The organism is Leptolinea tardivitalis (assembly GCF_001050275.1).
In the GTDB taxonomy this organism is placed as follows: Bacteria; Chloroflexota; Anaerolineae; order Anaerolineales; family Anaerolineaceae; genus Leptolinea; species Leptolinea tardivitalis.
The window spans coordinates 59,007-81,385 of the sequence record NZ_BBYA01000001.1 but is presented as its reverse complement, the minus strand read 5'-3'; the positions used below and the strand labels follow the sequence as shown (position 1 = coordinate 81,385).

The following is a 22,379-nucleotide window of genomic DNA, read 5'->3' as shown; positions in this document are numbered from 1 at the left end:
CTGTCTGCCTAAAGCGAATTTCGGCTGCGGCAGCCGAAAGGAAACCGATTGCTACATTCAGAAAATTACACCACCCTTCTTTTCGATCTGGATGATACGCTGTATGAATCTTCCACCGGAATCTGGCAGGCAATTCGCGAACGTATTGGCCTGTATATGCATATCCGCCTCGGTCTGGACTGGGAAACCATCCCAACATTACGCGCCAACCTGTTCAATACATACGGCACAACCCTGCGGGGTCTGATCGCCCTTTATGATGTGGACCCGCAGGATTATCTTGATTTTGTTCACGATATTCCCATGCAGGATTACCTCAAACCCGACCCGCAACTGGGGAAGATGCTCTCCACTTACCCGCAGAAAAAAGTAATTTTCACCAATGCCGACCGGAATCATGCCTACCGCGTTTTGAAGGCTCTGGAAATTCTTCCGTTATTTGAAAAGATCATTGACATCCATGATATAGATCCTCATTGCAAACCCATGCCTGAAGCGTTCAGCAAAGCTGTATCCCTGGCCGAATCTGATCCTGCACGTTGTATCATGCTGGACGATTCGCAATCCAACCTGGCAACCGCCCGTTCTTTGGGAATGGGAACCATTCGGGTAGGATCAACCCAGCTTTCGTGGGACTATGATGAGTGCATCCCGCGCATTCAAGACCTTCCTGACGTGTTTTCATCGAACGGACATAATGGAGGCTGAAAAACATGAGTCTCATGGATATCGCCCCATACCTGTTGGTGGGATTAATCATCTTTATTAATATTGCCTTATGGTCCATGTTCAAGGGTAAAGGCACCCGGCAGCATATGGACCTCTGGCGTAAAGCTGGATCAACATTGCAGAAACCCTGGGAAAAAGAAGACCGCAGCCTTCAGGAGCTTTCTGAAAGAGTGAAGCATCTACAAGAAAAACCAAATCACCCTCTTTTGGAGGATAATTCTGATGAAAGTGGGATGGACTAAATCCATTTAAGAATTGCAGGTATGAACAGATGAAACCAATTCGCATCATTATGTATGCCATGCTGGCCACACTCCTGGTGTTGGGTTTGTTCACAGGTGGCGTTGTTGTTGGACTATATATCCCCGACCGGATTGTATCCACATTGAGTTTGCCGGGTCTTAATACTCTTTCCAGCTCAACAGATAAAGAAAAGACCATAAGCCGTGAAGAACTTTTTAAGCCCTTCTGGCAGGCCTGGGACCTGGTTCATCAGGAATTTGTGGAACAGCCTGTGAATGATGAAAAAATGATGCAGGGAGCCATTCGGGGGATGATGCAATCGCTGAATGACCCGCATTCATCCTATATGGACCCAACTGAGTACCAGCAGATGTCTGATCCGTTGGAAGGTGAGTATGAAGGTATCGGTGCTGTTGTTGATGTCACCGGCGACTATGTCACTTTCATCAGTTTCTTCCCCAATTCTCCAGCAGAACAGGCCGGATTGAAACCCGGTGATATGGTATTGGAAGTTAACGGAAAAGATATGACCGGTATCGATGGCAATCTCGTTCTCAAACAGATTCGCGGTCCGGCCAATACGGAAGTCACATTGAAACTGAAACGAAAAGATCAGGATGAACCCATCGTCGTCACCGTCAAGCGGGCAAAAATCCAGATGAACAGCGTGGAAAGCAAAATGCTGGATGGCGGTATTGCCTATATTGATCTGTTGACCTTCGGTGAAAAAACAACCGATGAGATGAAGACAGCCATCAAGACACTGCAAAAGGAAAATCCCAAAGGATTAATACTGGATTTACGCAACAATGGCGGCGGATTCTTGAACACAGCCATTGAAGTGGCTTCGCAGTTTATGAACAGCGATGTAGTTATGTATGAACAGTATGGCAATGGCGAGAAAAAGACATTTAATACAATTCCCGGTGGCATTGCCAGAGATATCCCCATGGTTGTTTTAATCAACGGCGGTTCAGCCAGCGCCTCTGAAATTGTGGCGGGGGCTCTTCAAGATACCGGTCGGGCGAAACTGGTTGGTGAAAAATCATATGGCAAAGGATCCGTTCAAAACTGGATTCCGTTGGATAATGAAGAAGGAGCAGTGCGCATTACAGTAGCCCGCTGGCTGACGCCGAAAGAGCGGCAGATCAATAAAAAAGGATTGGAACCAGATATTTCCATCAAATTGACCGATGAAGATATCAAAGCTCGAAATGATGCGCAATTGAAAAAGGCGATTGAGTTACTGACAACAAAATAGATATTGACCTTTGGCAAAAATCCGTCCGTTCATCGGGCGGATTTTTTTATGACGGTATCAGGAAAACCTGTTAAAACAAAACCAACTTTTTCACCAAATCAATAAATCTGACCGGTTAATCAGATATTTCTTTTAGGAGCTGTGAAATTTTCTGCAAGATATCTTTCCTGATGACGAAGATGAAGAATGAAATCAGATTAAAGCAGGCAATTTCTCCAAATAGTTAACTTCGGTTTGACGGTTTAGCCTTGAAGGGGGTATAATCTGGCGTCATTAACTTTTGTAATTATATGGAGATAGGCGCGATGGAAACGATCGATGCGCAATCGGAAACCTCAACCAGCGAATTGAAAATAAAAACTCACTTCACTGGAAAAGTAGTAAAAACCAGTCTGGCCGGAGCCCTGGTTGACATTGGAGAAAAGTCACCTGCTTATCTCCATGTTTCACAGCTCCCACCTGCTGCAGATGGAACCCCCAAAGGTGTGGAAGAAATTCTTAAACCCGGTCAGGAAATTGATGTTTGGGTAAAACGTATCAAAGAAGGCCGCGTTGAATTGACCATGATCAAACCCATGGAATTCGATTGGCGCGATCTTAAAAAAGATATGACGGTTACCGGCAAGGTCGTTCGTATTGAAAAATTCGGTGTATTTGTGGAAATTGGTGCCGAACGCCCCGGGTTGGTTCATATCAGTGAAATGGCTCATGGCTTCGTCAAAGCAGCTGAAGATGTGGTCAAAGAAGGCGATGAAATTCAAGCCATGATTCTAGACGTAGACCGCAAGAAGAAGCAGATTAAACTGAGCATGAAAGCCCTGCTTCCTGAACCTGAAAAAACAGAAGAGGCTCCCAAAGCCAAACCCGCCGGAAGTGGTGCTCCCCGCGGTGAACGCAAAGGTGGACGCCGCCGTGAATCAGCTGAGGAAGATTACACAGCTTACCTGCAAACTGAAACACCGTCTGAACCTGAACTGACAGCCATGGAAATTGCCTATCGCAATGCCATGGGCAAAGCCAAATCTAAACGCGCCATTGCCCAGGAAAAACACAAACGCGCTGAAGCACAGGAACGGGATGAAATTTTCTCCCGTACCCTAACCAACAAGATCAAGACATCATAGGACATGGGCGGGCGAAAGAAACCAATCGTTTACTCATTTCCAGACGCAATCCAAAAGTGGGGAGGCGCCCATTCAACGGCCCTCCCCACTTCTCTTTTAATTTAACCATCTTCTTATTTCCATTTGTAGAAAGGATCCATTTATGGCAACCAAATATATCTTTTTTACAGGCGGTGTTGTTAGTTCTGTAGGCAAAGGGGTTACAGCTGCCGCCGTCGGCCGGCTATTGAAAGAACGCGGCTTCAAGGTTGCTGTGCAAAAATTGGATCCATATATCAACGTTGACCCTGGTACTATGAGCCCTTACCAGCATGGCGAGGTCTTTGTTCTCGATGACGGAGCCGAAACCGACCTGGATCTGGGACATTATGAACGCTTCATTGACATCCGCCTGAATCGGGTATGCAACATTACCACGGGTCAGGTCTATGCCGAAGTGATCAGCAACGAACGCCGCGGTGACTACCTGGGCGGAACCATTCAAGTGATTCCCCATATTACCAATGAGATCAAACGCCGTATCGGTCTGGTAGCGAAAACCACAGGCGCTGAAATTGTTCTGGTGGAAGTTGGCGGCACGGTTGGCGATATCGAAAGTCAGCCATTTTTGGAAGCGATCCGTCAGTTACGCAGCGATTTCGGGCGGGAAAACACTTTATACATACACGTCACGTGGCTGCCGTATATCGGTGCCACCGGAGAACTGAAAACCAAACCAACACAGCACTCAGTCCGTGAACTTCGGTCACTGGGAATTTCTCCTGACATCATTGTTGCCCGCTCTGATTACCCGGTGGAAGACGATTTGTGCGAGAAAATTGCCCTGTTCTGCGATGTGGAAAAGAAAGCGGTTTTCCCGATGGTCACCACGCCTGTGTTGTATGAAATCCCGTTATTGTTAGAAAAAGCCAATATCGGTGAATATCTCCTGCAGCGCATGGGGTTGGAGGCACGGGAAAAACCAGACTGGAAAGAATGGGAACACCTTGTCAATCAGGTCAACAAGGAAAAACCGGTAGTCAAAATAGCGCTTGTGGGAAAATACGTAGAATTGCACGATGCCTATCTGTCTGTCCGTGAAGCGATCAAACACGCCGGACTGCACCTCGGTGTAGAAGTAGATTTACGATGGGTGCATTCGGCTGAATTGGAAAAAGGCCGCAACTGGGATGCCCTGAAAGATGTGGATGGAATTGTCGTTCCCGGCGGTTTTGGCAGCCGTGGAATTGAGGGGAAAATTCAGACCGCCCATTATGCACGCATCAATAAAATCCCATACCTGGGCCTGTGTCTGGGAATGCAGGTGATGGTGGTGGAAATGGCTCGCAATGTTCTGCATAAGGAAGAAGCCAATTCTACAGAATTTGACCGCGCCACTCCCGACCCGGTCATTGATCTGATGCCCGAGCAGACATCCATCACCGATAAAGGCGGGACCATGCGTCTCGGCCTGTATCCCTGCCATTTGAAAGCCGGTTCCATCGCCCGGGAAGCCTATGGAGTTGATCAGGTTGAAGAACGCCACCGGCACCGCTTCGAATTCAACAATGCCTACCGCACTCAACTGGAAGAAGCTGGCATGCGGCTCTCCGGTTTATCGCCAGACGGTCGATTGGTGGAAATATCAGAAATCATAGACCATCCTTTTATGGTCGGAACCCAGTTCCACCCCGAATTTCTCAGCCGCCCCAACCGGCCGCATCCTCTGTTCTATGCCTTTGTAAAGGCTGCGAGTGAACGGTCTGGTGTGACCACAAATGGAAAAGCGAAGTAACGTACAACCACTAAGAAAAAACAAAAAAGCCTTTCTGTCGAAGGGCTTTTTTGTGTCTGGTTGGCCTGTAAGCCGCGTTCTGTCCGGAGGAGAGGTATCTTCACAGACGGTCTCCTCGTGGATGATCATCTCTCTCGACGGTATGTTGCCATACCGCTCAAGCAGTCTACCCGGGATTATCGCCGAAACGGGGGAACGGGCCGCTCCCCGCACTCCGAAGAGCGCTTCATCCCTGCTTGACCTTGCTGCTGGTGGGGGTTGCCTGGCCGGCGCATCACGGCGTCGCCGGTGGTCTTTTACACCGCCTTTTCACCCTTACTCCCTCACGGAAGCGGTATGTTTCTGTGGCCCTGTCCCACGGTTACCCGCGGCGGGGGTTACCCGTCACCCTGCCCTGTGCAGCGCGGACTTTCCTCGGCACCACTCAAGGTGATGACGCGATCATCCAGCCAGCCTGGCGCTTTCATCATACCGGGACAAGTCTTCCCCGTCAACCACCAATTGCGCTATAATCCCGCCGGGGATATTGTCAAAACAACCCGCATTAATGCGGTATCTTTCTTCTAAACGAGGTAAAACATGCGTACTCCCATGGTTGCAGGCAATTGGAAAATGAACAAGACAGCCGATCAGGCCAAAGCACTGGTCACTGAATTGCTCCCCGGTTTGAAAGCTGCTGTGAAAGTGGAACGGGTACTCTGCCCAACCTTCACCTGCCTTTCCTCTGTTCATGACCTGATCAAAGACACCAATATTGGATTGGGCGCCCAGAATTTACACTGGGAAGCCTCTGGTGCATTCACCGGCGAGATTTCCGCCAGCATGGTTAAAGAATTTTGCGATTATGTAATCATCGGCCACTCGGAACGCCGCCAGTATTTCGGCGAAACCGATGAAACTGTGAACAAGAAAGTAAAAGCCGCTCAGGCAGCCGGCCTTCTTCCCATCGTCTGCGTAGGCGAAACATTGTCAGAAAATGAAGCCGGCAAGACCAAAGAAGTTGTAACCCGCCAGTTGAAAGGTGGCCTGGCGGGAGTGGTTGTCAGCGATCCGGCCAAACTGGTGATCGCCTACGAACCTGTCTGGGCTATCGGCACCGGCCGCGCGGCCACGGCCCAGGATGCCCAGAATGTCTGTGCCATCATCCGGGCTGAATTAGTTTCTCTGTTTGGCAAAGCCAATGCAGATGCCATCCGCATTCTATACGGCGGCTCGGTCACCGGTGCCAATGCGGCTGAATTGTTTGGCATGCCCGATATCGACGGCGGTCTCGTCGGCGGCGCCAGCTTGAAACCCGATTTCATCGCCATTGTCAACGCGGCCAACGAACGGGCATAACGATTTATAAAATGAATCAAAAGCGGCAGACTTTTTTTATCTGGTCTGCCGCTTCTTTTATTCTCAGGCTGTTCCAAACTGACGGTCACCGGCATCACCGAGACCGGGAACGATATACCCCTTCTCGTTCAGGTGATCATCCACCGCCGCCAGATGAATATCCACATCGGGATGTGCAATTTGCAGCGCTTTAATGCCTTCCGGTGCACCGATCAGACCGACAAATTTGATGCGTTTCACGCCCCAGCGTTTCAAAATATCTACTGTGGCAACCGCCGACCCGCCGGTTGCCAGCATCGGATCCAACACCAGGCAGACAGATACAGTCGGTTCGACCGGCAATTTATTGTAGTATTCCACCGGTTGGAGGGTCTTTTCATCGCGGTACAGACCAATATGCCAGACCTCAGCGGTGGGGATCAATTCCCATACACCCTCCACCAATCCCAATCCGGCACGCAAAATCGGGATAAGGCCAATCTTCATGGCCAGTTCATGGCACTTTGCTGTCCCCATAGGCGTCTGAACGTCAATGGGGGACATTTGCAGGTCAGTTGTAGCTTCATAGGTCAGAAGAGCGCCCAGTTCGCGGACAAGCTGACGGAATTTTTTGGGTTCTGTGTTTACATCCCGGAGGATGGATAGTTTATGGGCAACCAACGGATGGGGAGAAGGGTAAATGTTCGTCATGGCGGTTCCTTTCGCGCTTATTATAGCCTGATATAATTTTCTACATGGCAGAAACCTCGGAACGAATTATTCAGCCTGAACAGCGGCCCGATGACCGCAATGACCTCGCCCTGCGACCCCGCTCATTGGATGAGTTGATCGGCCAGACACAGGTAAAAGAAAACCTTCAGATTTTAATCGCCGCCGCCCACCGCCGGACAGAACCACTGGATCATGTTTTGTTCTACGGGCCTCCGGGCCTGGGAAAAACCACACTGGCACACGTTCTGGCCAATGAAATGAACGTAAACATCAAAATCACCGCCGGCCCTGCGGTGGAACGTGCCGGTGACCTGGCTGCCATTCTGACCAATCTGCATGCCGGAGATATCCTGTTTATCGACGAAATCCACCGTCTGGGGCGTGCCATTGAAGAAGTGCTTTACCCTGCCATGGAAGATTATGCCCTGGATATTATTATCGGCAAAGGACCTTCTGCCAGATCCATCCGCTTGAAATTGCCCCGATTCACTGTGATCGGTGCCACCACACGCCTGGCGCTGGTCAGCTCGCCGCTGCGGGCTCGCTTCGGCGCCGTGTATCGGCTTGATTATTATGACCAGCCCGCCATGTGTGAGATTATTCTGCGGGCGGCGAAAAAACTGAATGTCACTGTGGACGATGACGGTGTGGAAGAAGTTGCCCGCCGCGCCCGGGGTACTCCCCGTGTGGCGCTGCGTCTGCTGCGCCGGGTCCGTGATTTCGCCCAGGTCAGGGCAGATGGTCATATCACCCGCTCTGTGGCCGGTGAAGCCCTTAATCTGATGAATGTAGACCTGCTCGGTCTGGATGACGTCGATCGCCGGGTAATGATGACCATCATTGAAAAATACAACGGCGGACCGGTTGGTTTGAATACCATCGCCGCTTCAATCAGCGAAGAGCCGGATACCATCATGGATGTAGTGGAACCCTATTTGCTTCAATTGGGATTTATTGACCGCACCCCTCAGGGACGCATTGCCACCCGCGCTGCGTATGAACATTTCGGTATTCTGTTCCCAGAAACCAACCAACCCCGGCTGATCTGACCCGTGAAAACCAGCGATTTTGACTATCACCTTCCGCCTGAGCGCATCGCCCAGACGCCGCTTGAACCGCGGCATTCTTCGCGACTTTTGGTATTGGATCGTTCCAAACCAGATCTGACCCATACCACCTTCTGGAATATTGCCGATTACCTGCATCCCGGCGACCTGCTGGTGGTCAACCGTACCCGCGTCATTCCAGCGCGCATCTATGCGCAAAAAGAGACCGGCGGCAAAGTAGAAATCCTTCTGCTTAAGCGCACCGACGATTCCACCTGGGAAGCCCTGGTTGGAGGAAAACGGTTGATCCCCGGAAAAACCCTCTATCTTCCAAACGGTACAACAAAAGTCGATATTCTGGCCGACCTGGGTGCGTCACGCCGTCTGGTGCGCTTCTCAGAGCCTGTGGAAGCCTATCTGGAAAAAACCGGTGAGATGCCCCTGCCGCCTTATATCCATGAACGCCTGAATGACCCCAACCGGTATCAGACTGTTTATGCCGATCAACCCGGTTCGGCGGCTGCCCCCACAGCCGGCCTCCACTTCACCCCCGAATTGCTCGACCGGTTGAAAGGCATGGGAATAGGCCTGGCGGAGGTCACCCTGCATGTAGGGCTGGATACCTTTGCCCCGGTGACAGAAGAAAACGCCGATGAGCACGTGATCCATACCGAGTGGTGCGAGGTCACTCCAGAGACGGCCAGTCAGATCAATACCGCCAAAGCCGCAGGCGGACGGATCATCGCTGTGGGTACCACCAGCGTACGCACACTCGAAAGCGCCGCCCAGTCTGCCCATTCTGGTGAGGTTGTGACGCCGTATCAGGGCTCAACGGGATTATTCATCCTGCCGGGGTATACCTTCAAAGCTGTCGATGCCATGGTGACCAACTTCCACCTGCCCAGGTCGTCACTTATCATGCTGGTGAGCGCCTTTGCCGGACGTGAACGGATACTGTCAACCTATCAAACGGCTGTTGAGATGAAATACAGGTTCTTCTCTTTTGGCGATGCCATGCTCATACTATAGGTATTACTGGCTGATCCCAACCATCACCAATGGGACCGCCGGTACGCCTCGCCCCTGACGAATCACATTATAAAATTCACCTTCATAATAAGCGACACCTGAACTCATTTGCATTTGCAAAGATTTCATCGGAAGAATTTCGATTCCCACATCAATCTCATCACCAATATAAAAGGCTAGATGTTTTACAAAAAGATCATAGGCAACAAATGAGTACTTTCCAAATTGGACTTCCAGAGCAATTCGTTCTTTTACAAAATCGGTCTGGTTATAACTGAATATGGGTTCATTCCCTGATTCTGAGATGACACGTTTCTGTTCATCGGGTTTTAATGTCAATGTCTTTCTGATAAGTTTTTCATTTTTGGTTACCCAATATCCAACTCGACTTTCTTCCCATCCCCTTTTTCGTAAAAGAGACTTAAATTCAGCATTTAATGCTACTGGGCTAAAAAGTAACTTGCCAAGCATGGTTTTCTCTTTTGAGACTTTTGTCTTACATTTCTCTGCATCAATCAATTCAATTACTTCTTTAATTTCTTCCCAAAGTTGGACTTTATGAACTTGGAGATACTCTAATCCGTTTAAGTGCGAATATATTTCCGAAATCTTCATTTTTCCCCGTATTGTTGATTTTTTGTTGGTTTTTCTAAGAGTACCATTTGATTTTTATCTTTAATCCATGGTGCTATAGTAAGGCTATTCCCAGCCTCAATTGGATCATAAACCGGTTTGTTCATCGGACGGGTCTTCAATGTCCCATTAAGTTCACCCATAATCCTATCCCGGGCTATATCAATATATTTTGGATATACCTCTGCTCCTATACCACGTCTATTGTGCCTTAAAGCAGCAATAATGGATGATCCCACACCAAGAAATGGATCAAAAACCCAATCACCTTCATTGGTCAATGATAAAACAAGTCTTTCAATTAACTCTACCGGATATTGACAGGGATGTTCAGTTTTTTCAACATGGTTACTTTTTACGTTGGGAATAATCCATAAATCCCCGGGGTTTTTACCTAATGGATTGCTTGAATATTGACCTGCTTTTGGCCCTTTGAAATATTTCTTCCCAGGATACTTTTGGGGTACCCTTACAGGATCCAAGTTGAAAATATAATCATCTGATTTTGTAAACCAAATGATTGTTTCATATCTACCAGAAAATCTCTTACTGCAATGCAACCCATGTTCAAAATGCCAAATTATTCTATTGCGCATTTTTAGTCCAAGGTCAGAAAAAATTGGGTACAAAATTGAATCTAATGGGATAATAGCCCCTTTATCAACATAATTACCAACCTGCCATGCAATACTTCCAAATGGTGAAAGACACCGAACGCATTCTTTTATCACTTCAGCTTGTTGGTGAAGGTAATCATCAATATGTAATTTAGTTTCGTATTCTTTCCCCAGATTATAAGGTGGTGAAGTTACAACAAGCTGAAATGTATCATCCGGAATTTGAGTGAGTAAATCCAGACAATTTCCTGGATAAACTACAATTTTCTCGGTTGCCGAAAAGTGATCAGATATCTTTATATTATCAAACATATGTTTTATTATCCTCGAAAGCATTATATTGTCAAGAAAACAATGAAGAAGTAGGTTATCATTTAGTACAAATTTTTCAATAGAGAATTCATGACCATGTCATCATCATTCCTCGGCATTCTTTTTGGACTTCTTTCTGCCCTTGTCTGGGGCAGCGGTGACTTTGCCGGCGGGTATGCCTCACGCAAACAGAGCCAGTATCAGGTGCTGGCGCTCTCAGCTTTTTCCGGACTGGTATTTATGGCCATCACGGCACTGATCTTCCGGGAATCGTTCCCTTCCACCCGCGGGATCATCTTTTCCATTCTGGGCGGTTTGAGCGGCGCATTGGGGATTGCCGCGTTTTACCGGTCACTGGCAATAGGGAATGCTGCCGTAGTGGCCCCCACAGCTTCCGTCATTGGCACAGCTTTACCGGTTTTATTCAGCACCATACTTGAAGGGATCCCTTCCCAGATAAAACTGGCCGGTTTTATTCTGGCCATTCTGGGGATCTGGCTGGTATCCAGCGGAGAGTCCTCTCATCCATCCGGCAAGGATGGATTTTCCCTTTCCGTCCTGGCCGGGATTGGTTTTGCCGGGTGGCTGATCCTGCTCGGTAATGTGGAGCACGGGAAAGTATTTACCCCGCTGGTTATTGCCCGTACAGTCGCCTTTATCACCGGTCTTGTTCTGGTATGGATCAACCGACAACCACTGCCCGGCCTGACCTCCAATCCATCAGCAGTTATCTGTGGAATTCTGGATGTGGGCGGAAACCTGTTTTATGTGCTGGCCCGACAATATACCCGGTTGGATGTGGCAGCCGTTTTATCATCGCTTGGCCCGGCAGTGACTGTGATCATCACCACCATTGTCCTCAAAGAAGTCGTCAGCCGGAGACAATGGTTGGGTGTGGTTACCTGTCTGGCCGCTGTTGGTTTGATTACTATCTAACAGACAGAGTATGATTTAAACATGTCAGAATCCCTGGATATTCAAAAACTGGAGGTTAATATTCAAACATGCCGCCAATGTCCGCGTCTGGTGGCCTGGCGCGAACAGGTGTCCCGCGTAAAACGCCGTGCCTACCGTGACCAGGAATACTGGGGCAGGCCGGTTCCCGGATTTGGCGACCCCTCAGCCAGAATAATGATCATAGGACTGGCACCTGGAGCACACGGTTCCAATCGAACCGGTCGGATGTTCACCGGGGATGCCTCCGGTGATTTTTTATACCCCGCCCTGTACCGCGCCGGGTTGGCCAGTCAGCCGACTGCGGTTGATCGAAATGATGCCCTTGTTTTGCATGGTGTATTTATCACCGCTGTTTGTCGGTGCGCACCGCCTGATAACAAACCCTCCAGAGAAGAAATCGCAGCCTGCCTCCCGTACCTTCGCCAGGAAATGGACCTGCTTCCGAACCTGAAAGGAATTGTAGCCCTCGGTTCCATCGCCTTTCAGGAAACATTGAATCTTCTGGGGAAGAAATCTCCACAGTACACCTTCGGGCATGGAGTGTTCCATCACTGGGATGACGGTTCTCCCTGGGTGTTAGCCTCCTACCATCCCAGCCGCCAAAACACCCAGACTGGCCGCCTGACGACGGCCATGTTCGATGCCATCTGGCAGAAAGCCGTGGAAGCCCTCAATGGAAGAGAATGACCCTATCTCACCAATCCAACCTTCCTTAGGTAAAAAGAAGCGTAAACCCAGGGTCAATCCCGTGCAGGTCTTCCTGGCCTACACGGTGGGGCTGCTCATGGTATTGGCCGGAGTCTATATGTTCACCCTGTCACCCGTCGGACCACTCCCGGCAGCTCTTCCCTATTTGCAAAGTGATGATCAGGTACAGGTAACAAGCGGACGGTACTTGTTTTTCCAACCCATGCATTCAACGGCAAAAACAGGATTGATCTTCTACCCCGGCGGCAGGGTGGACTATCGTTCGTATGCCCCCATGGTCCATCAGTTGGCTGAAAAAGGCTGGTCGGCAGCCATCGTCCCTATGCCATTAAATCTCGCTGTTCTCGGATCAGATCGGGCAGACTGGGTGATCAATGATCATCCAGAAATACCGCAATGGGTGATCGCCGGCCATTCGCTGGGCGGATCCATGGCCGCGGGTTACCTGGTCAAGAATCCAACACACATCAGGGGTATTGCGTTTCTGGCTGCCTACCCCGGTGGCAATGAACTGGTAAACAGCACAATACCGGTTTTATCCATTTTTGGCTCTGAAGATGGTCTGATTACGTCCGATGAATGGGAAACCAGGAAGCCCCGTTTCCCCGCCACAACTCAGTGGCTTCGTATTGATGGTGGGAACCATGCCGGATTTGGCTGGTACGGAGAGCAGGAAGGCGACCGGCCAGCCCAGATCAGTCTTGAAGATCAGACGGCTCAGATTGTACAGGGATTGGACAGGTTTCTCACCATCGTGGAAAATAAGAATTGACATAGGAGGAATAGAAATATGCCGATTCGAATAAAACCTGTCGAAATCTCCACTCATGATAAAGAAATTGCCATCGGTGATCTGGCACCTGATTTTGAGCTGATCGATACCCGGAATACGCCCATTAAATTGCGGAATTTTCGAGACCATAAGAACATTGTTCTGGTACTCAACCGAGGTTTTGTCTGACCATTCTGCCGCCGGCACCTGGCGCAGTTGCGCCTTGATTATCAAGAATTCCAAAAAAGAAACGCTGAAATTATCATCATCGGGCCCGATGGACCAGCCGCATTTCGCAGGTTGTGGGAATCAGAAGCAATGCCCATGATTGGACTGGCCGATCCGGGATCAAAAATCGCAGATATTTACCAACAAGAGGTCAATCTGCTGAAATTGGGACGTATGCCGGCTGTCATCGTCATTGACCTAGAAGGCATCATCCGGTTTATTCATTATGGAAATTCAATGTCAGATATACCGGAAAACAAAACCGTTCTGGCAGTATTGGATGAGATAAATTCTAAAAAGACAGTTATAAACAGCCAGTGAAAGATCTGGAAGAAAACGAAACGGTCTTTTTGGACAATCGTAGTTTGGGATCAAACAGGCATTACCCGCGGCGGATGGCGCTCCAGCCGGCATATTTGGCGGTGTCGCCAAGTTCGGCTTCGATGCGCAGCAGCTGATTGTATTTGGCTACACGGTCAGAGCGGGCGGGAGCACCGGTCTTGATCTGACCCATATTCAGGGCTACTGCCAGGTCGGCAATTGTACTGTCTTCGGTTTCTCCGGAGCGGTGAGACGTGACAGCCCGCCATCCGGCGCGATGACAGGTTTCCACGGCTTCGATGGTTTCAGTCAGGGAACCGATCTGGTTCAATTTGACAAGCAACGCATTCGCAGCGTTTTCTTTTATGGCGCGGCGGACACGTTCCGGATTGGTGACCAAAAGATCATCGCCCACAATCTGGATTCTGCTGCCCAGTTCTTTGACCATCAGTTTCCAGGAATCCCAGTCATCCTGAGCCAGGCCGTCTTCAATAGAGACGATCGGGTACTGGTTGACCCAGTTCTTCCAGAAATCCACCATCTGTTCGCCAGTCAATTTCTTGCCTTCTTTGCGAAGGTTGTAAGTCCTGGTTTCTTCCTCATAGAGTTCGGAGGCTGCCGGGTCTAGAGCAATGGCAACCTGCTCACCGGGTTTGTAACCAGCTTTGGTAATGGCTTCCAGTATGACTTCCACAGCTTCTGCATTGGCTTTCAAAGCCGGGGCGTAACCGCCTTCATCACCAACCAGGGTGGTATAACCGCGGGCTTTGAGGACGGCTTTCAAATTGTGATAGATTTCAGCACCCCAGCGGAGACCTTCTGCAAAGGAAGATGCACCGAGCGGCATAATCATGAATTCCTGAGCATCGGTGGATTGCCAGGCCGTGTGAGCGCCGCCGTTGAGGATGTTCATCATCGGAACGGGCAATATGTGGGCATATACTCCACCGATATATCGGTATAGAGGCAGACCCAGGGAGGAGGCTGCTGCTTTGGCTACAGCCAGGCTGGTGCCCAGAATGGCATTGGCACCCAATTTGGATTTATTCGGGGTTCCATCCAGTTCGATTAAGGTGGTATCAATGGCTTTTTGTTCGGCTGAATCCCAACCGACCAGTTCTTCGGCAATCAGGGTGTTTACATTTTCAACAGCTTTCAAGACACCCTTGCCCAGATAACGGCCTTTGTCGCCATCGCGCATTTCAAGAGCTTCATGAATACCGGTGGATGCACCGGAGGGTACAGCCGCTCGTCCCCAGGTTCCGTCAGCCAGAATGACTTCAACTTCCACAGTAGGATTGCCGCGTGAATCAAGAATTTCCTGCGCTTGAATTGCTTCAATAACAGTATTCATTTTTCACCTCAAATCCTTATCAATTTTTGGGAAGATTATCGGGTTTTCAGTAATTCAATTTATAGTATAGCCAAATTCAATTCACTTGCCCGGAAGGTACCGGTATAAACCGGATCCCCACACATCTTTGATGAATTCCACCCGGTTTTTGAACAATCCCATATAGGGATCGGAATTGGTGATCATATACTTGTTGCCGTGTAGATATTGCATGCCAATTTCATCCATATATTGATTGGCTTTACCCTGTTTTAAAAGGTGGAAGTAATAGGTCGAATTCATTAAGCCGTCCAGATTGATGATGGTGCGGTCCTTGATAAAATAGGCTATCACACCACCGCCCGTTGACCCAATCTTTGCACCTTTCGGGGTTTCTTTTTCCAACGCCACAACACCGGCCAGGTATAAATTTTCCCTTCCCGGTTTTACATAATATGGTACGAAACTGATTAAATCTGCGGCATAGATATAAACCAGGAACAACGAAAAGAATACCACAATTGTTTGTTGGATATTCCCCGGCATATGCAGACGGGAAAAGACAGTCAACCCGGCTTCAAACAGTATACCTCCCAGAAGGACGAGCAAAACCATCTCCTGAACCCAATACCAGGGACGAGTGTTCACATAGCTTGTACCCATATACGAAACAATCTGACACATCGCTCCGGCAAAGGAAGCCGGAATAACCAGCGCTGACAGACTGGCAAGGACTTTTCTTCGATAAACATATATCAGCAATCCTGCACCCAGGCAGAAGAGAGTCCACTGGAAAATCATTTGTGTCTGGAAGGGATCGTCAAAAACCGTCTTTCCGGCTGCTTCGGCGGCATCCTCAATTCGGGTATTGATCAATGACAGCAGAGGATTCCACGGCCCCCGTTCCTTCTCCGGAAAACCTAAAAGCCCTTCCCAAACTTCATTAGGGCGGCCATAAACCGTGTTCGGAAGTGAACCCCACCATTGTTTAATCTGGCCGCTAACCGGTGACGGCGTTCCAAAGTAGAAATAATTGAAGCAAAAATAAAAGCCCATCAGAACGGCAATTGGTAAGGCATATCCCAATCCTTCAGGCAGCCATGAATTCCATGTTCGCAGCGACACAGAATCGTTTGTGGTCTCTTTTTTCCCATGGGTAAACCAGTCAATACCATGCATCACCAGCATAATCACCGCCGAGATGACCAGGTCTGCAATTGGAATTGAGCGTGGAAATCCGGGGATGATCCCAATCGCCGTCATGCCAGTGAGCAGACCGAATGCCAGACCATCAGTCACCACCAGGCTGACCAGTATGCGAACAGCCAATCTAAGCCAGGAATTTTGTGACCGGGCGCGGTAGACCCCGCTCAACTCAAACAATACGGGTTTCATAATTAAAGAAACCCCCACAAGAACATAGACAGCTGTGGTGTACATGTAATAATCAGCCCCGGGCTTTAACCGCCAGAACGCGGAGACAATCGGTGCTATATAGAAGAAAGCCATGTCCGCCAGTAAAAGCCCGTTCAGCCGGTTTCGGCGAAACACCAACCAGATACCCGCCATCCCCACCAGAAAAATGTTATCCAGGCGGCTGAGAATGGTCAACGCAGCCACAAGGCCCACAGGTAGAACTTCTTTCAACCTTCCCTGCCAGGTATTTTGATTTGCTTGAAATCCAGATACTTCATGGAACAGAAAGACAATGAAAAACGCACTGATTGTGCTTTCCATCCCCAGTCGTGAGGTGACTCCCTGTATGCTGGGTGTTAAAAGCCAGAGGAAGGATGTGACGATGGCGGCCGGTTCACTGATCACCCGCCTGGTCATCCGATAAAGCAGAATCCCCGTTCCGGCATTGAATACGCCAGCTACCAGAACAAGTACCCGCAGGGGAAGCATCAGATCAAACCGGGCCAGGGCAAAAACAGGTATGCAGACCAACATCCATAATGGATGGAAGCCGCTGGAACGCCCGATCCTGTCAAAAGTTAGTCCGTATCCTTCTGATACATTTTGCGCGGTTTTAAAATAATAAAAAGCATCATCTGTACTGTACCAATTCATCAGGTTGTTTGCCGGGGCAAAAGCCACATAGAAGGATGATGCCAGAACCAGCACAACAACGATCAATTCAAAACGATGGGCGAGCAGGTATTTTTTCAATGGACATCCATCTATCGGAGATAGGTAATATTTTACCAGCAGGATAAAAATAAAAATTCGCTTCAGCCAGATGCTATAATTTTTGCATCATTTACTTGTGAGGAAGAATGAATACACCTTTACCGTTTTTACAGAATGGCGTTTCCCAGGTTTGCATTCTGGTTCCTAAACTGGAGCCGGTGGTCGAAATGTATTATAAGTTGTTCGGTATCGGCCCTTGGCAGTTCTATACGTATAAGAAACCGTTTGTGAAAAATATGACTTATATGGGAAAACCGGCGAACTATGCCTCAAGGATTGCCCTTTCGTATTTTGGCCCCACCCGCATCGAGTTGATTGAGCCGCTGGAAGGCGAATCTGTATATGCCGATTTCATCCGTGAGCATGGTTATGGTGTGCATCATTTTGGCTTGCTCGTTGATGATATGCAGGCTGCCCTGAAACAGGCTGAGGAAGCCGGCCTACCCATGACTATGGATGGTTCCGGGTTCGGTCTAGATGGCGACGGTCATTACGCCTATCTGGATACCGAGAAATATCTGGGCATTACTCTCGAACTGATTGAGCGTCCGAAAGGTCGTGTCAAACCGGAGAAGGTTTATCCTCCGGAAGAATAAAGACGCACATTAGCTGGGGATAAGGTACATCATCACGGCATACCTCATCTGAAGGTATCAGTCAGGAGTGATTCATAATAAGATAGAAAAAAACAGGGATTTCTATTTTCCCTGTTTTTTTGATTTACACATTATGATATGAATACTCACATAGAAATTGCATATTTAATACGATATTGAAATCTGATTCAATGGGAATAACTATCAAGAACAGATTTTAATACCTGCGGAAAATCGGTGAAAATCCCACTGACTCCGGCTTTGATCAATTTACGCATAGAAGCCTCTTTATTGACCGTCCAGACAAACACATCAAAACCCTGTTCACGAATACTGCGCACCACCCGCGGATTTGCCAGGCGAATTCCAGGATTGTACGATTGTGCACCGGTCTGGTGTAACCGTGCCAGAGGATTTAAATCCAACCATTCCACCAGGGCACCGGTACGGATGGCTGGAACCAGTTTCTTGATCTTCGAAATGTACAGGTGGTTGAAAGAAGACAGCCAAACCCGCTCCTCCATTTGAAGGTTTTGAACGCAAGCCAGAACCTTCTCTACAACAGTGGCATCCCCCGGTGTCCCCTGCAGATCTTTGATCTCTACATTGATCTGCCAGTCATTTTCTCTGGTAAAACTCAGCGCTTCTTCCAGCGTGAGTATCGGTTCACCAACAAATTTCTGCAATTCGTCCGGTTGGATATTACCCAGCTTGATTTGTTTAAAAGGATCGGTGGTGATAAACCACGAGCCGAAATCCAATCGTTTCAGCTCTTCCAACGAAAATGACTGCACCTTCCAGGGTTTCCGATTCGGATAGACCGATGCGGCGTTCGATGTTCGTTTCAGATTATCATCGTGCAGTATTACCGGAACGCCGTCTGATGTCAGAGTAACATCACATTCCCATAGATCTGCACCTATGTGGAATGCTTTTCGTGCTGCCGCCAGGGTATTTTCCGGTGCCAGTGATCGGGCCCCGCGATGTGCAATATTCAGGATTCTAGGCCGTGTAGACATGCCAACCTCATCTTTTAATGTATTTTTTAATATTGTAGCAAATTCCGGCGAAACCTGTAAACATTCGCCACTGTCAAATGATACTTCTCTCTCAAAAGATAAGAGCGTGAAAACCGGATTTGATATAAAACTAATAAAACTCTGACATTAATCCAATACTCAAAGATTAACCTCTCTGTGAAATAAATACAGGAAGGGAGATTCCCTTATGAACCTCGATAAGTACACCCAAAAAGCACAGGAAGCTGTTTTACACGCCCAGACTCTGGCCAGTGACTTAAATCACCAGACTATTGAACCGGCGCATTTATTGCTAGCCCTGCTCGAACAATCCGATGGCGTAGTACCAGCTCTGGTGACCAAGATATCCGGCAGCACAGCCGGTCTGATTGCAGATATCAAGAAAGACCTCGAATCACGTCCCAAGATAACCGGTCCGGGTTCTGGTGAGACATCATTATCACGGACATCAGCAGATATCTTGAACGCAGCAGAGCGATTTGCCCGTGGTATGCAGGATGATTACACCTCCACCGAGCATATTCTGCTGGCGCTTACAGAGAGTTCGGAAGCCCGGCGGTTGGAACAATTCGGAGTCACCAAAGACAGCATTCTGAAAACTCTGGTCTCTGTCCGCGGATCGCAGCGGGTTTCCTCGCAGAATCCAGAAAGCACCTATCAATCGCTGCAAAAATACGGCCGCGATCTGACGGCCATGGCACGTCAGGGAAAACTCGACCCGGTGATCGGCCGTGATGAAGAAATCCGCCGGGTAGTGCAGATTCTGTCACGGCGAACCAAAAATAATCCGGCATTGATCGGCGAGCCTGGTGTAGGCAAGACGGCTGTTGTGGAAGGCCTGGCCCAACGGATCATTAAAGGCGACGTGCCGGAAGGATTGAAGAATAAGCGTCTTGTCCAGCTGGATATGGGCGCATTGATTGCCGGTGCCAAATACCGGGGCGAATTTGAAGAACGCCTTAAAGCCGTCCTCAAGGAAATCACCGAATCCTCCGGCGATATCATTTTGTTCATTGATGAAATGCATACGGTAGTCGGCGCAGGCGCGGCAGAAGGCGCCATGGATGCCGGAAATATGCTCAAGCCTATGCTGGCCCGCGGCGAACTTCATCTGATCGGTGCCACCACACTGGATGAATACCGTAAAAATGTGGAAAAGGACCCGGCCCTCGAACGCCGCTTCCAACCGGTGGTGGTGGGAGAACCGGATGTCGAGAATACGATCAGCATCTTGCGGGGTTTGAAAGAGCGCTACGAAGTCCACCATGGCGTGCGCATCACAGATGCCGCCGTAATTGCTGCCGCCGCACTTTCCAACCGCTATATCACTGACCGCCATTTACCGGATAAAGCCATTGATTTGATCGATGAAGCCGCTGCCCGTCTGCGTACAGAAATCGATTCAAAACCACAGATTCTGGATGAGGTTGACCGCCAGATCATGCAGCTTGAAATTGAGCGGCAGGCACTCCAAAAGGAGAAAGATAAAGCTTCAAAAGAACGTCTCGCCAAAATTGACCATGAAGTGGCCAACCTTAAGGAGCAATCATCCCAGATGACCACCCGCTGGATCAATGAAAAAGCCGCCATCGCTGATTTGCGGAAAGTCAAAGAAGAAACTGAACAAACCCGCCATCAAATTGAAGAAGCAGAACGACGGGCTGACCTGGAGACAGCCGCCCGGTTACGATACGGCACACTCCGCGAATTGGAGAACCGGCAGAAAGAGGCCGAACAAAAGCTGAAACACCTGCAGGAGCAGGGTGCCCTCTTGAAAGAAGAGGTGGATGCAGAAGAAGTGGCTGAGATTGTCTCTACCTGGACCCATATTCCTGTTTCACGATTGATGGAAGGTGAAACTCAGAAGTTGCTCCACATGGAAGATCGTTTGCACGAAAGGGTCATTGGTCAACAAGACGCCTTGCGGGTGATTTCCAATGCGGTCCGCCGTGCCCGTGCCGGTCTGCAAGATCCCAACCGCCCCATCGGTTCATTCATTTTCCTTGGTCCAACCGGCGTCGGTAAAACCGAGCTGGCCCGCGCCCTGGCGTTGTTCCTGTTTGACGATGAACATGCTATGGTTCGGATCGATATGAGCGAATACCAGGAAAAGCACACCGTCTCTCGATTGATCGGTGCTCCTCCGGGTTATGTTGGCTATGAAGAAGGCGGCCAATTGACAGAAGCCGTCCGCCGACGGCCGTATAGTGTGATTTTGTTTGATGAGATCGAAAAAGCACACAGTGAGGTGTTCAATGTCCTCCTGCAGCTTCTTGATGACGGCCGTTTGACAGACGGACAGGGACGCACCGTCGATTTCCGAAATACGGTCGTCATAATGACCAGCAACCTGGGCAGCGAATTGTGGATGGACCGGCAGAAATCTGTCTCACGAGATGAAATCACTCATGTGCTGCAGGTGCACTTCCGGCCGGAGTTCCTGAACCGTATCGACGAGATTGTAGTTTTCCACTCGCTGACTCGTGAGGATATTGCCGAAATAGTGGGTATACAGTTGAAGCGTGTGGCTGCCTTGCTGGAAGAAAAAGGCTTCCTGCTGGATGTCACTCCAGCCGCACGTACCTGGTTGGGAGAAATGGGATATGACCCCGATTTCGGTGCCCGCCCGCTTAAGCGCACCATCCAACGTGAACTGCAAGACCCTCTGGCTATCAAAATATTGGCTGGAGATTTCAAACCGGGTGAAACCATCCTTGTGGATAAGGGTGAAAATGGATTAACCTTTACACCAGTGGTGCAGCCAGCGGACAATTGAAACAATCTGTAACCGAAGACAGGATCGAACATCTAATGAATAACGAAATAACCAGAGAACAGGAACTAACCGCCCGGTTCCAATCTGCCGATCCTTCTTCGGCTATTTCAGAACTTTTCGAAACCTATGCTGACCCCATTTATCGACTCGCCGTTCAGCTGCTTGGCGATTCCACTATGGCGGAAGATGTAGTGCAGGAAACCTTTATTTCCGCTATAACCCACCGGGAGAGCTTTGAAGGACGGTCAAAAATCAGTTCATGGTTGTATCGTATTGCCTATAATGCCGCCATGGCCAGACTGCGAAACAGGCCAGAAGATCCACTCCCCGAAGATGAACCAGATGACGAAACCCCGGCTCCGCTTCCGCACAATCTGGTGGATTGGGATGTATCGCCGGAACAACTGCTGACAGATGGAGAAGCCGCAGATTATCTCAAAAACGCTATTCAGGCGTTACCCATGAAATACCGGGTGGTTTTTTTCCTGCGCGATATGGAAGACCAGAGCACCGAACAAACGGCTGAAGTGCTAGGTCTCACTGAAACAGCTGTTAAGGTCAGGCTTCACCGCGCACGGCTGGCGCTCAGGGAAAAATTATCTGACTATTTCTCAGAACGGTTGATAGGAAATTGACAGGAA

General features: G+C 49.1%; 21 protein-coding genes, 1 other RNA gene and 1 pseudogene. 16 read left to right on the top strand and 7 right to left on the bottom strand.

What is annotated here, in order from left to right; all coding sequences use genetic code 11:
* Window positions 1-48: 48 nt before the first annotated feature.
* The 5 genes from LTAR_RS00455 to pyrG all read left to right on the top strand — a co-directional run bounded on the left by LTAR_RS00455 (window position 49) and on the right by pyrG (window position 5,131).
* On the top strand, window positions 49-708 hold the full coding sequence (locus LTAR_RS00455; protein ID WP_062420166.1) for a pyrimidine 5'-nucleotidase: 660 nt from the start codon (window positions 49-51) through the stop codon (window positions 706-708).
* Between the two features lie 5 nt (window positions 709-713).
* Entirely contained in the window at window positions 714-971 is a 258-nt protein-coding gene (locus LTAR_RS00450; protein ID WP_062420165.1) for a hypothetical protein, read from the top strand.
* A 29-nt stretch (window positions 972-1,000) separates the two neighbouring features.
* Window positions 1,001-2,233 (top strand): S41 family peptidase, encoded by a 1,233-nt coding sequence (locus LTAR_RS00445; protein WP_062420164.1) that lies wholly within the window; start codon window positions 1,001-1,003, stop codon window positions 2,231-2,233.
* Between the two features lie 305 nt (window positions 2,234-2,538).
* Window positions 2,539-3,357 carry a S1 RNA-binding domain-containing protein gene (locus tag LTAR_RS00440; RefSeq protein ID WP_062420163.1) on the top strand — a complete coding sequence of 273 codons (819 nt, stop codon included), beginning with the start codon at window positions 2,539-2,541 and terminating at the stop codon, window positions 3,355-3,357.
* Window positions 3,358-3,499: 142 nt separating this feature from the next.
* Window positions 3,500-5,131, top strand: a complete 1,632-nt coding sequence (pyrG, locus tag LTAR_RS00435) for a CTP synthase (RefSeq protein ID WP_062420162.1) — start codon at window positions 3,500-3,502, stop codon at window positions 5,129-5,131.
* Window positions 5,132-5,183: 52 nt separating this feature from the next.
* On the opposite strand, the gene rnpB is transcribed toward pyrG, so the two are convergent.
* An RNA gene (gene rnpB / locus LTAR_RS00430) (RNase P RNA component class A) lies at window positions 5,184-5,588 on the bottom strand.
* Between the two features lie 122 nt (window positions 5,589-5,710).
* On the opposite strand from rnpB, the gene tpiA reads away from it, so the two are divergent.
* Window positions 5,711-6,469, top strand: coding sequence for a triose-phosphate isomerase (gene tpiA / locus LTAR_RS00425; protein ID WP_062420161.1), 759 nt, complete (start codon window positions 5,711-5,713; stop codon window positions 6,467-6,469).
* Between the two features lie 63 nt (window positions 6,470-6,532).
* On the opposite strand, the gene upp is transcribed toward tpiA, so the two are convergent.
* Window positions 6,533-7,159 carry a uracil phosphoribosyltransferase gene (upp, locus tag LTAR_RS00420; protein WP_062420160.1) on the bottom strand — a complete coding sequence of 209 codons (627 nt, stop codon included), beginning with the start codon at window positions 7,157-7,159 and terminating at the stop codon, window positions 6,533-6,535.
* Window positions 7,160-7,203: 44 nt separating this feature from the next.
* Here upp and ruvB point away from each other — a divergent pair, with 44 nt between their 5' ends.
* Complete coding sequence (gene ruvB, locus LTAR_RS00415) at window positions 7,204-8,229, top strand: Holliday junction branch migration DNA helicase RuvB (RefSeq protein WP_062420159.1); 1,026 nt, start codon at window positions 7,204-7,206, stop codon at window positions 8,227-8,229.
* Window positions 8,230-8,232: 3 nt separating this feature from the next.
* On the top strand, window positions 8,233-9,255 hold the full coding sequence (queA, locus tag LTAR_RS00410; RefSeq protein ID WP_062420158.1) for a tRNA preQ1(34) S-adenosylmethionine ribosyltransferase-isomerase QueA: 1,023 nt from the start codon (window positions 8,233-8,235) through the stop codon (window positions 9,253-9,255).
* A 3-nt stretch (window positions 9,256-9,258) separates the two neighbouring features.
* Here queA and LTAR_RS00405 read toward each other — a convergent pair whose 3' ends face one another.
* Together LTAR_RS00405 and LTAR_RS00400 are read right to left on the bottom strand one after the other, a co-directional pair.
* Window positions 9,259-9,870 carry a BglII/BstYI family type II restriction endonuclease gene (locus tag LTAR_RS00405; RefSeq protein WP_062420157.1) on the bottom strand — a complete coding sequence of 204 codons (612 nt, stop codon included), beginning with the start codon at window positions 9,868-9,870 and terminating at the stop codon, window positions 9,259-9,261.
* Complete coding sequence (locus tag LTAR_RS00400) at window positions 9,867-10,817, bottom strand: DNA-methyltransferase (protein ID WP_201775921.1); 951 nt, start codon at window positions 10,815-10,817, stop codon at window positions 9,867-9,869. Before LTAR_RS00400 ends, LTAR_RS00405 begins: the two co-directional genes overlap by 4 nt.
* Window positions 10,818-10,913: 96 nt before the next feature.
* On the opposite strand from LTAR_RS00400, the gene LTAR_RS00395 reads away from it, so the two are divergent.
* The 5 genes and pseudogenes from LTAR_RS00395 to LTAR_RS00380 form a co-directional block, all read left to right on the top strand.
* Complete coding sequence (locus tag LTAR_RS00395; RefSeq protein ID WP_062531939.1) at window positions 10,914-11,753, top strand: DMT family transporter; 840 nt, start codon at window positions 10,914-10,916, stop codon at window positions 11,751-11,753.
* A gap of 21 nt (window positions 11,754-11,774) precedes the next feature.
* Window positions 11,775-12,461 carry a uracil-DNA glycosylase gene (locus LTAR_RS00390; RefSeq protein ID WP_062420154.1) on the top strand — a complete coding sequence of 229 codons (687 nt, stop codon included), beginning with the start codon at window positions 11,775-11,777 and terminating at the stop codon, window positions 12,459-12,461.
* A complete protein-coding gene (locus LTAR_RS00385) occupies window positions 12,448-13,254 on the top strand; it encodes an alpha/beta hydrolase (protein WP_062420153.1) in 807 nt (268 codons plus the stop codon). The genes LTAR_RS00390 and LTAR_RS00385 overlap by 14 nt, the downstream gene beginning before the upstream one ends.
* 18 nt (window positions 13,255-13,272) lie before the next feature.
* Window positions 13,273-13,443 carry a thioredoxin domain-containing protein gene (locus LTAR_RS17090; RefSeq protein WP_158423361.1) on the top strand — a complete coding sequence of 57 codons (171 nt, stop codon included), beginning with the start codon at window positions 13,273-13,275 and terminating at the stop codon, window positions 13,441-13,443.
* Between the two features lie 12 nt (window positions 13,444-13,455).
* Window positions 13,456-13,803: pseudogene (locus tag LTAR_RS00380) on the top strand (peroxiredoxin family protein); the annotation flags it as partial.
* Between the two features lie 61 nt (window positions 13,804-13,864).
* Here the strand turns inward: LTAR_RS00380 and eno are convergent.
* Window positions 13,865-15,157 (bottom strand): phosphopyruvate hydratase, encoded by a 1,293-nt coding sequence (gene eno, locus LTAR_RS00375; protein WP_062420151.1) that lies wholly within the window; start codon window positions 15,155-15,157, stop codon window positions 13,865-13,867.
* A gap of 81 nt (window positions 15,158-15,238) precedes the next feature.
* Window positions 15,239-17,305 (bottom strand): hypothetical protein, encoded by a 2,067-nt coding sequence (locus LTAR_RS00370; protein WP_062420150.1) that lies wholly within the window; start codon window positions 17,303-17,305, stop codon window positions 15,239-15,241.
* A 107-nt stretch (window positions 17,306-17,412) separates the two neighbouring features.
* On the opposite strand from LTAR_RS00370, the gene LTAR_RS00365 reads away from it, so the two are divergent.
* The gene (locus tag LTAR_RS00365) at window positions 17,413-17,922 is read left to right on the top strand and encodes a VOC family protein (RefSeq protein ID WP_062420149.1); all 510 of its coding nucleotides are present in this window, start codon (window positions 17,413-17,415) and stop codon (window positions 17,920-17,922) included.
* A gap of 188 nt (window positions 17,923-18,110) precedes the next feature.
* Here the strand turns inward: LTAR_RS00365 and LTAR_RS00360 are convergent, their stop codons facing one another.
* The gene (locus tag LTAR_RS00360) at window positions 18,111-18,941 is read right to left on the bottom strand and encodes a glycerophosphodiester phosphodiesterase (protein WP_062420148.1); all 831 of its coding nucleotides are present in this window, start codon (window positions 18,939-18,941) and stop codon (window positions 18,111-18,113) included.
* Between the two features lie 208 nt (window positions 18,942-19,149).
* Here LTAR_RS00360 and clpB point away from each other — a divergent pair, with 208 nt between their 5' ends.
* Window positions 19,150-21,738, top strand: a complete 2,589-nt coding sequence (gene clpB, locus LTAR_RS00355) for an ATP-dependent chaperone ClpB (RefSeq protein ID WP_062420147.1) — start codon at window positions 19,150-19,152, stop codon at window positions 21,736-21,738.
* A 35-nt stretch (window positions 21,739-21,773) separates the two neighbouring features.
* Window positions 21,774-22,373, top strand: coding sequence for an RNA polymerase sigma factor (locus tag LTAR_RS00350; RefSeq protein ID WP_062420146.1), 600 nt, complete (start codon window positions 21,774-21,776; stop codon window positions 22,371-22,373).
* Window positions 22,374-22,379: the final 6 nt, after the last annotated feature.

Coding starts and splice junctions, on each gene's coding strand:
- ruvB (WP_062420159.1), top strand. CDS start 7,204: ATGGCAGAAACCTCGGAACGAATTATTCAGCCTGAACAGCGGCCCGAT.
- tpiA (WP_062420161.1), top strand. CDS start 5,711: ATGCGTACTCCCATGGTTGCAGGCAATTGGAAAATGAACAAGACAGCC.
- upp (WP_062420160.1), bottom strand. CDS start 7,159: ATGACGAACATTTACCCTTCTCCCCATCCGTTGGTTGCCCATAAACTA.
- LTAR_RS17090 (WP_158423361.1), top strand. CDS start 13,273: ATGCCGATTCGAATAAAACCTGTCGAAATCTCCACTCATGATAAAGAA.
- LTAR_RS00365 (WP_062420149.1), top strand. CDS start 17,413: ATGAATACACCTTTACCGTTTTTACAGAATGGCGTTTCCCAGGTTTGC.
- LTAR_RS00400 (WP_201775921.1), bottom strand. CDS start 10,817: ATGTTTGATAATATAAAGATATCTGATCACTTTTCGGCAACCGAGAAA.
- eno (WP_062420151.1), bottom strand. CDS start 15,157: ATGAATACTGTTATTGAAGCAATTCAAGCGCAGGAAATTCTTGATTCA.
- LTAR_RS00360 (WP_062420148.1), bottom strand. CDS start 18,941: ATGTCTACACGGCCTAGAATCCTGAATATTGCACATCGCGGGGCCCGA.
- LTAR_RS00385 (WP_062420153.1), top strand. CDS start 12,448: ATGGAAGAGAATGACCCTATCTCACCAATCCAACCTTCCTTAGGTAAA.
- LTAR_RS00390 (WP_062420154.1), top strand. CDS start 11,775: ATGTCAGAATCCCTGGATATTCAAAAACTGGAGGTTAATATTCAAACA.
- LTAR_RS00450 (WP_062420165.1), top strand. CDS start 714: ATGAGTCTCATGGATATCGCCCCATACCTGTTGGTGGGATTAATCATC.
- pyrG (WP_062420162.1), top strand. CDS start 3,500: ATGGCAACCAAATATATCTTTTTTACAGGCGGTGTTGTTAGTTCTGTA.
- clpB (WP_062420147.1), top strand. CDS start 19,150: ATGAACCTCGATAAGTACACCCAAAAAGCACAGGAAGCTGTTTTACAC.
- LTAR_RS00445 (WP_062420164.1), top strand. CDS start 1,001: ATGAAACCAATTCGCATCATTATGTATGCCATGCTGGCCACACTCCTG.
- LTAR_RS00350 (WP_062420146.1), top strand. CDS start 21,774: ATGAATAACGAAATAACCAGAGAACAGGAACTAACCGCCCGGTTCCAA.
- LTAR_RS00395 (WP_062531939.1), top strand. CDS start 10,914: ATGTCATCATCATTCCTCGGCATTCTTTTTGGACTTCTTTCTGCCCTT.
- LTAR_RS00440 (WP_062420163.1), top strand. CDS start 2,539: ATGGAAACGATCGATGCGCAATCGGAAACCTCAACCAGCGAATTGAAA.
- LTAR_RS00405 (WP_062420157.1), bottom strand. CDS start 9,870: ATGAAGATTTCGGAAATATATTCGCACTTAAACGGATTAGAGTATCTC.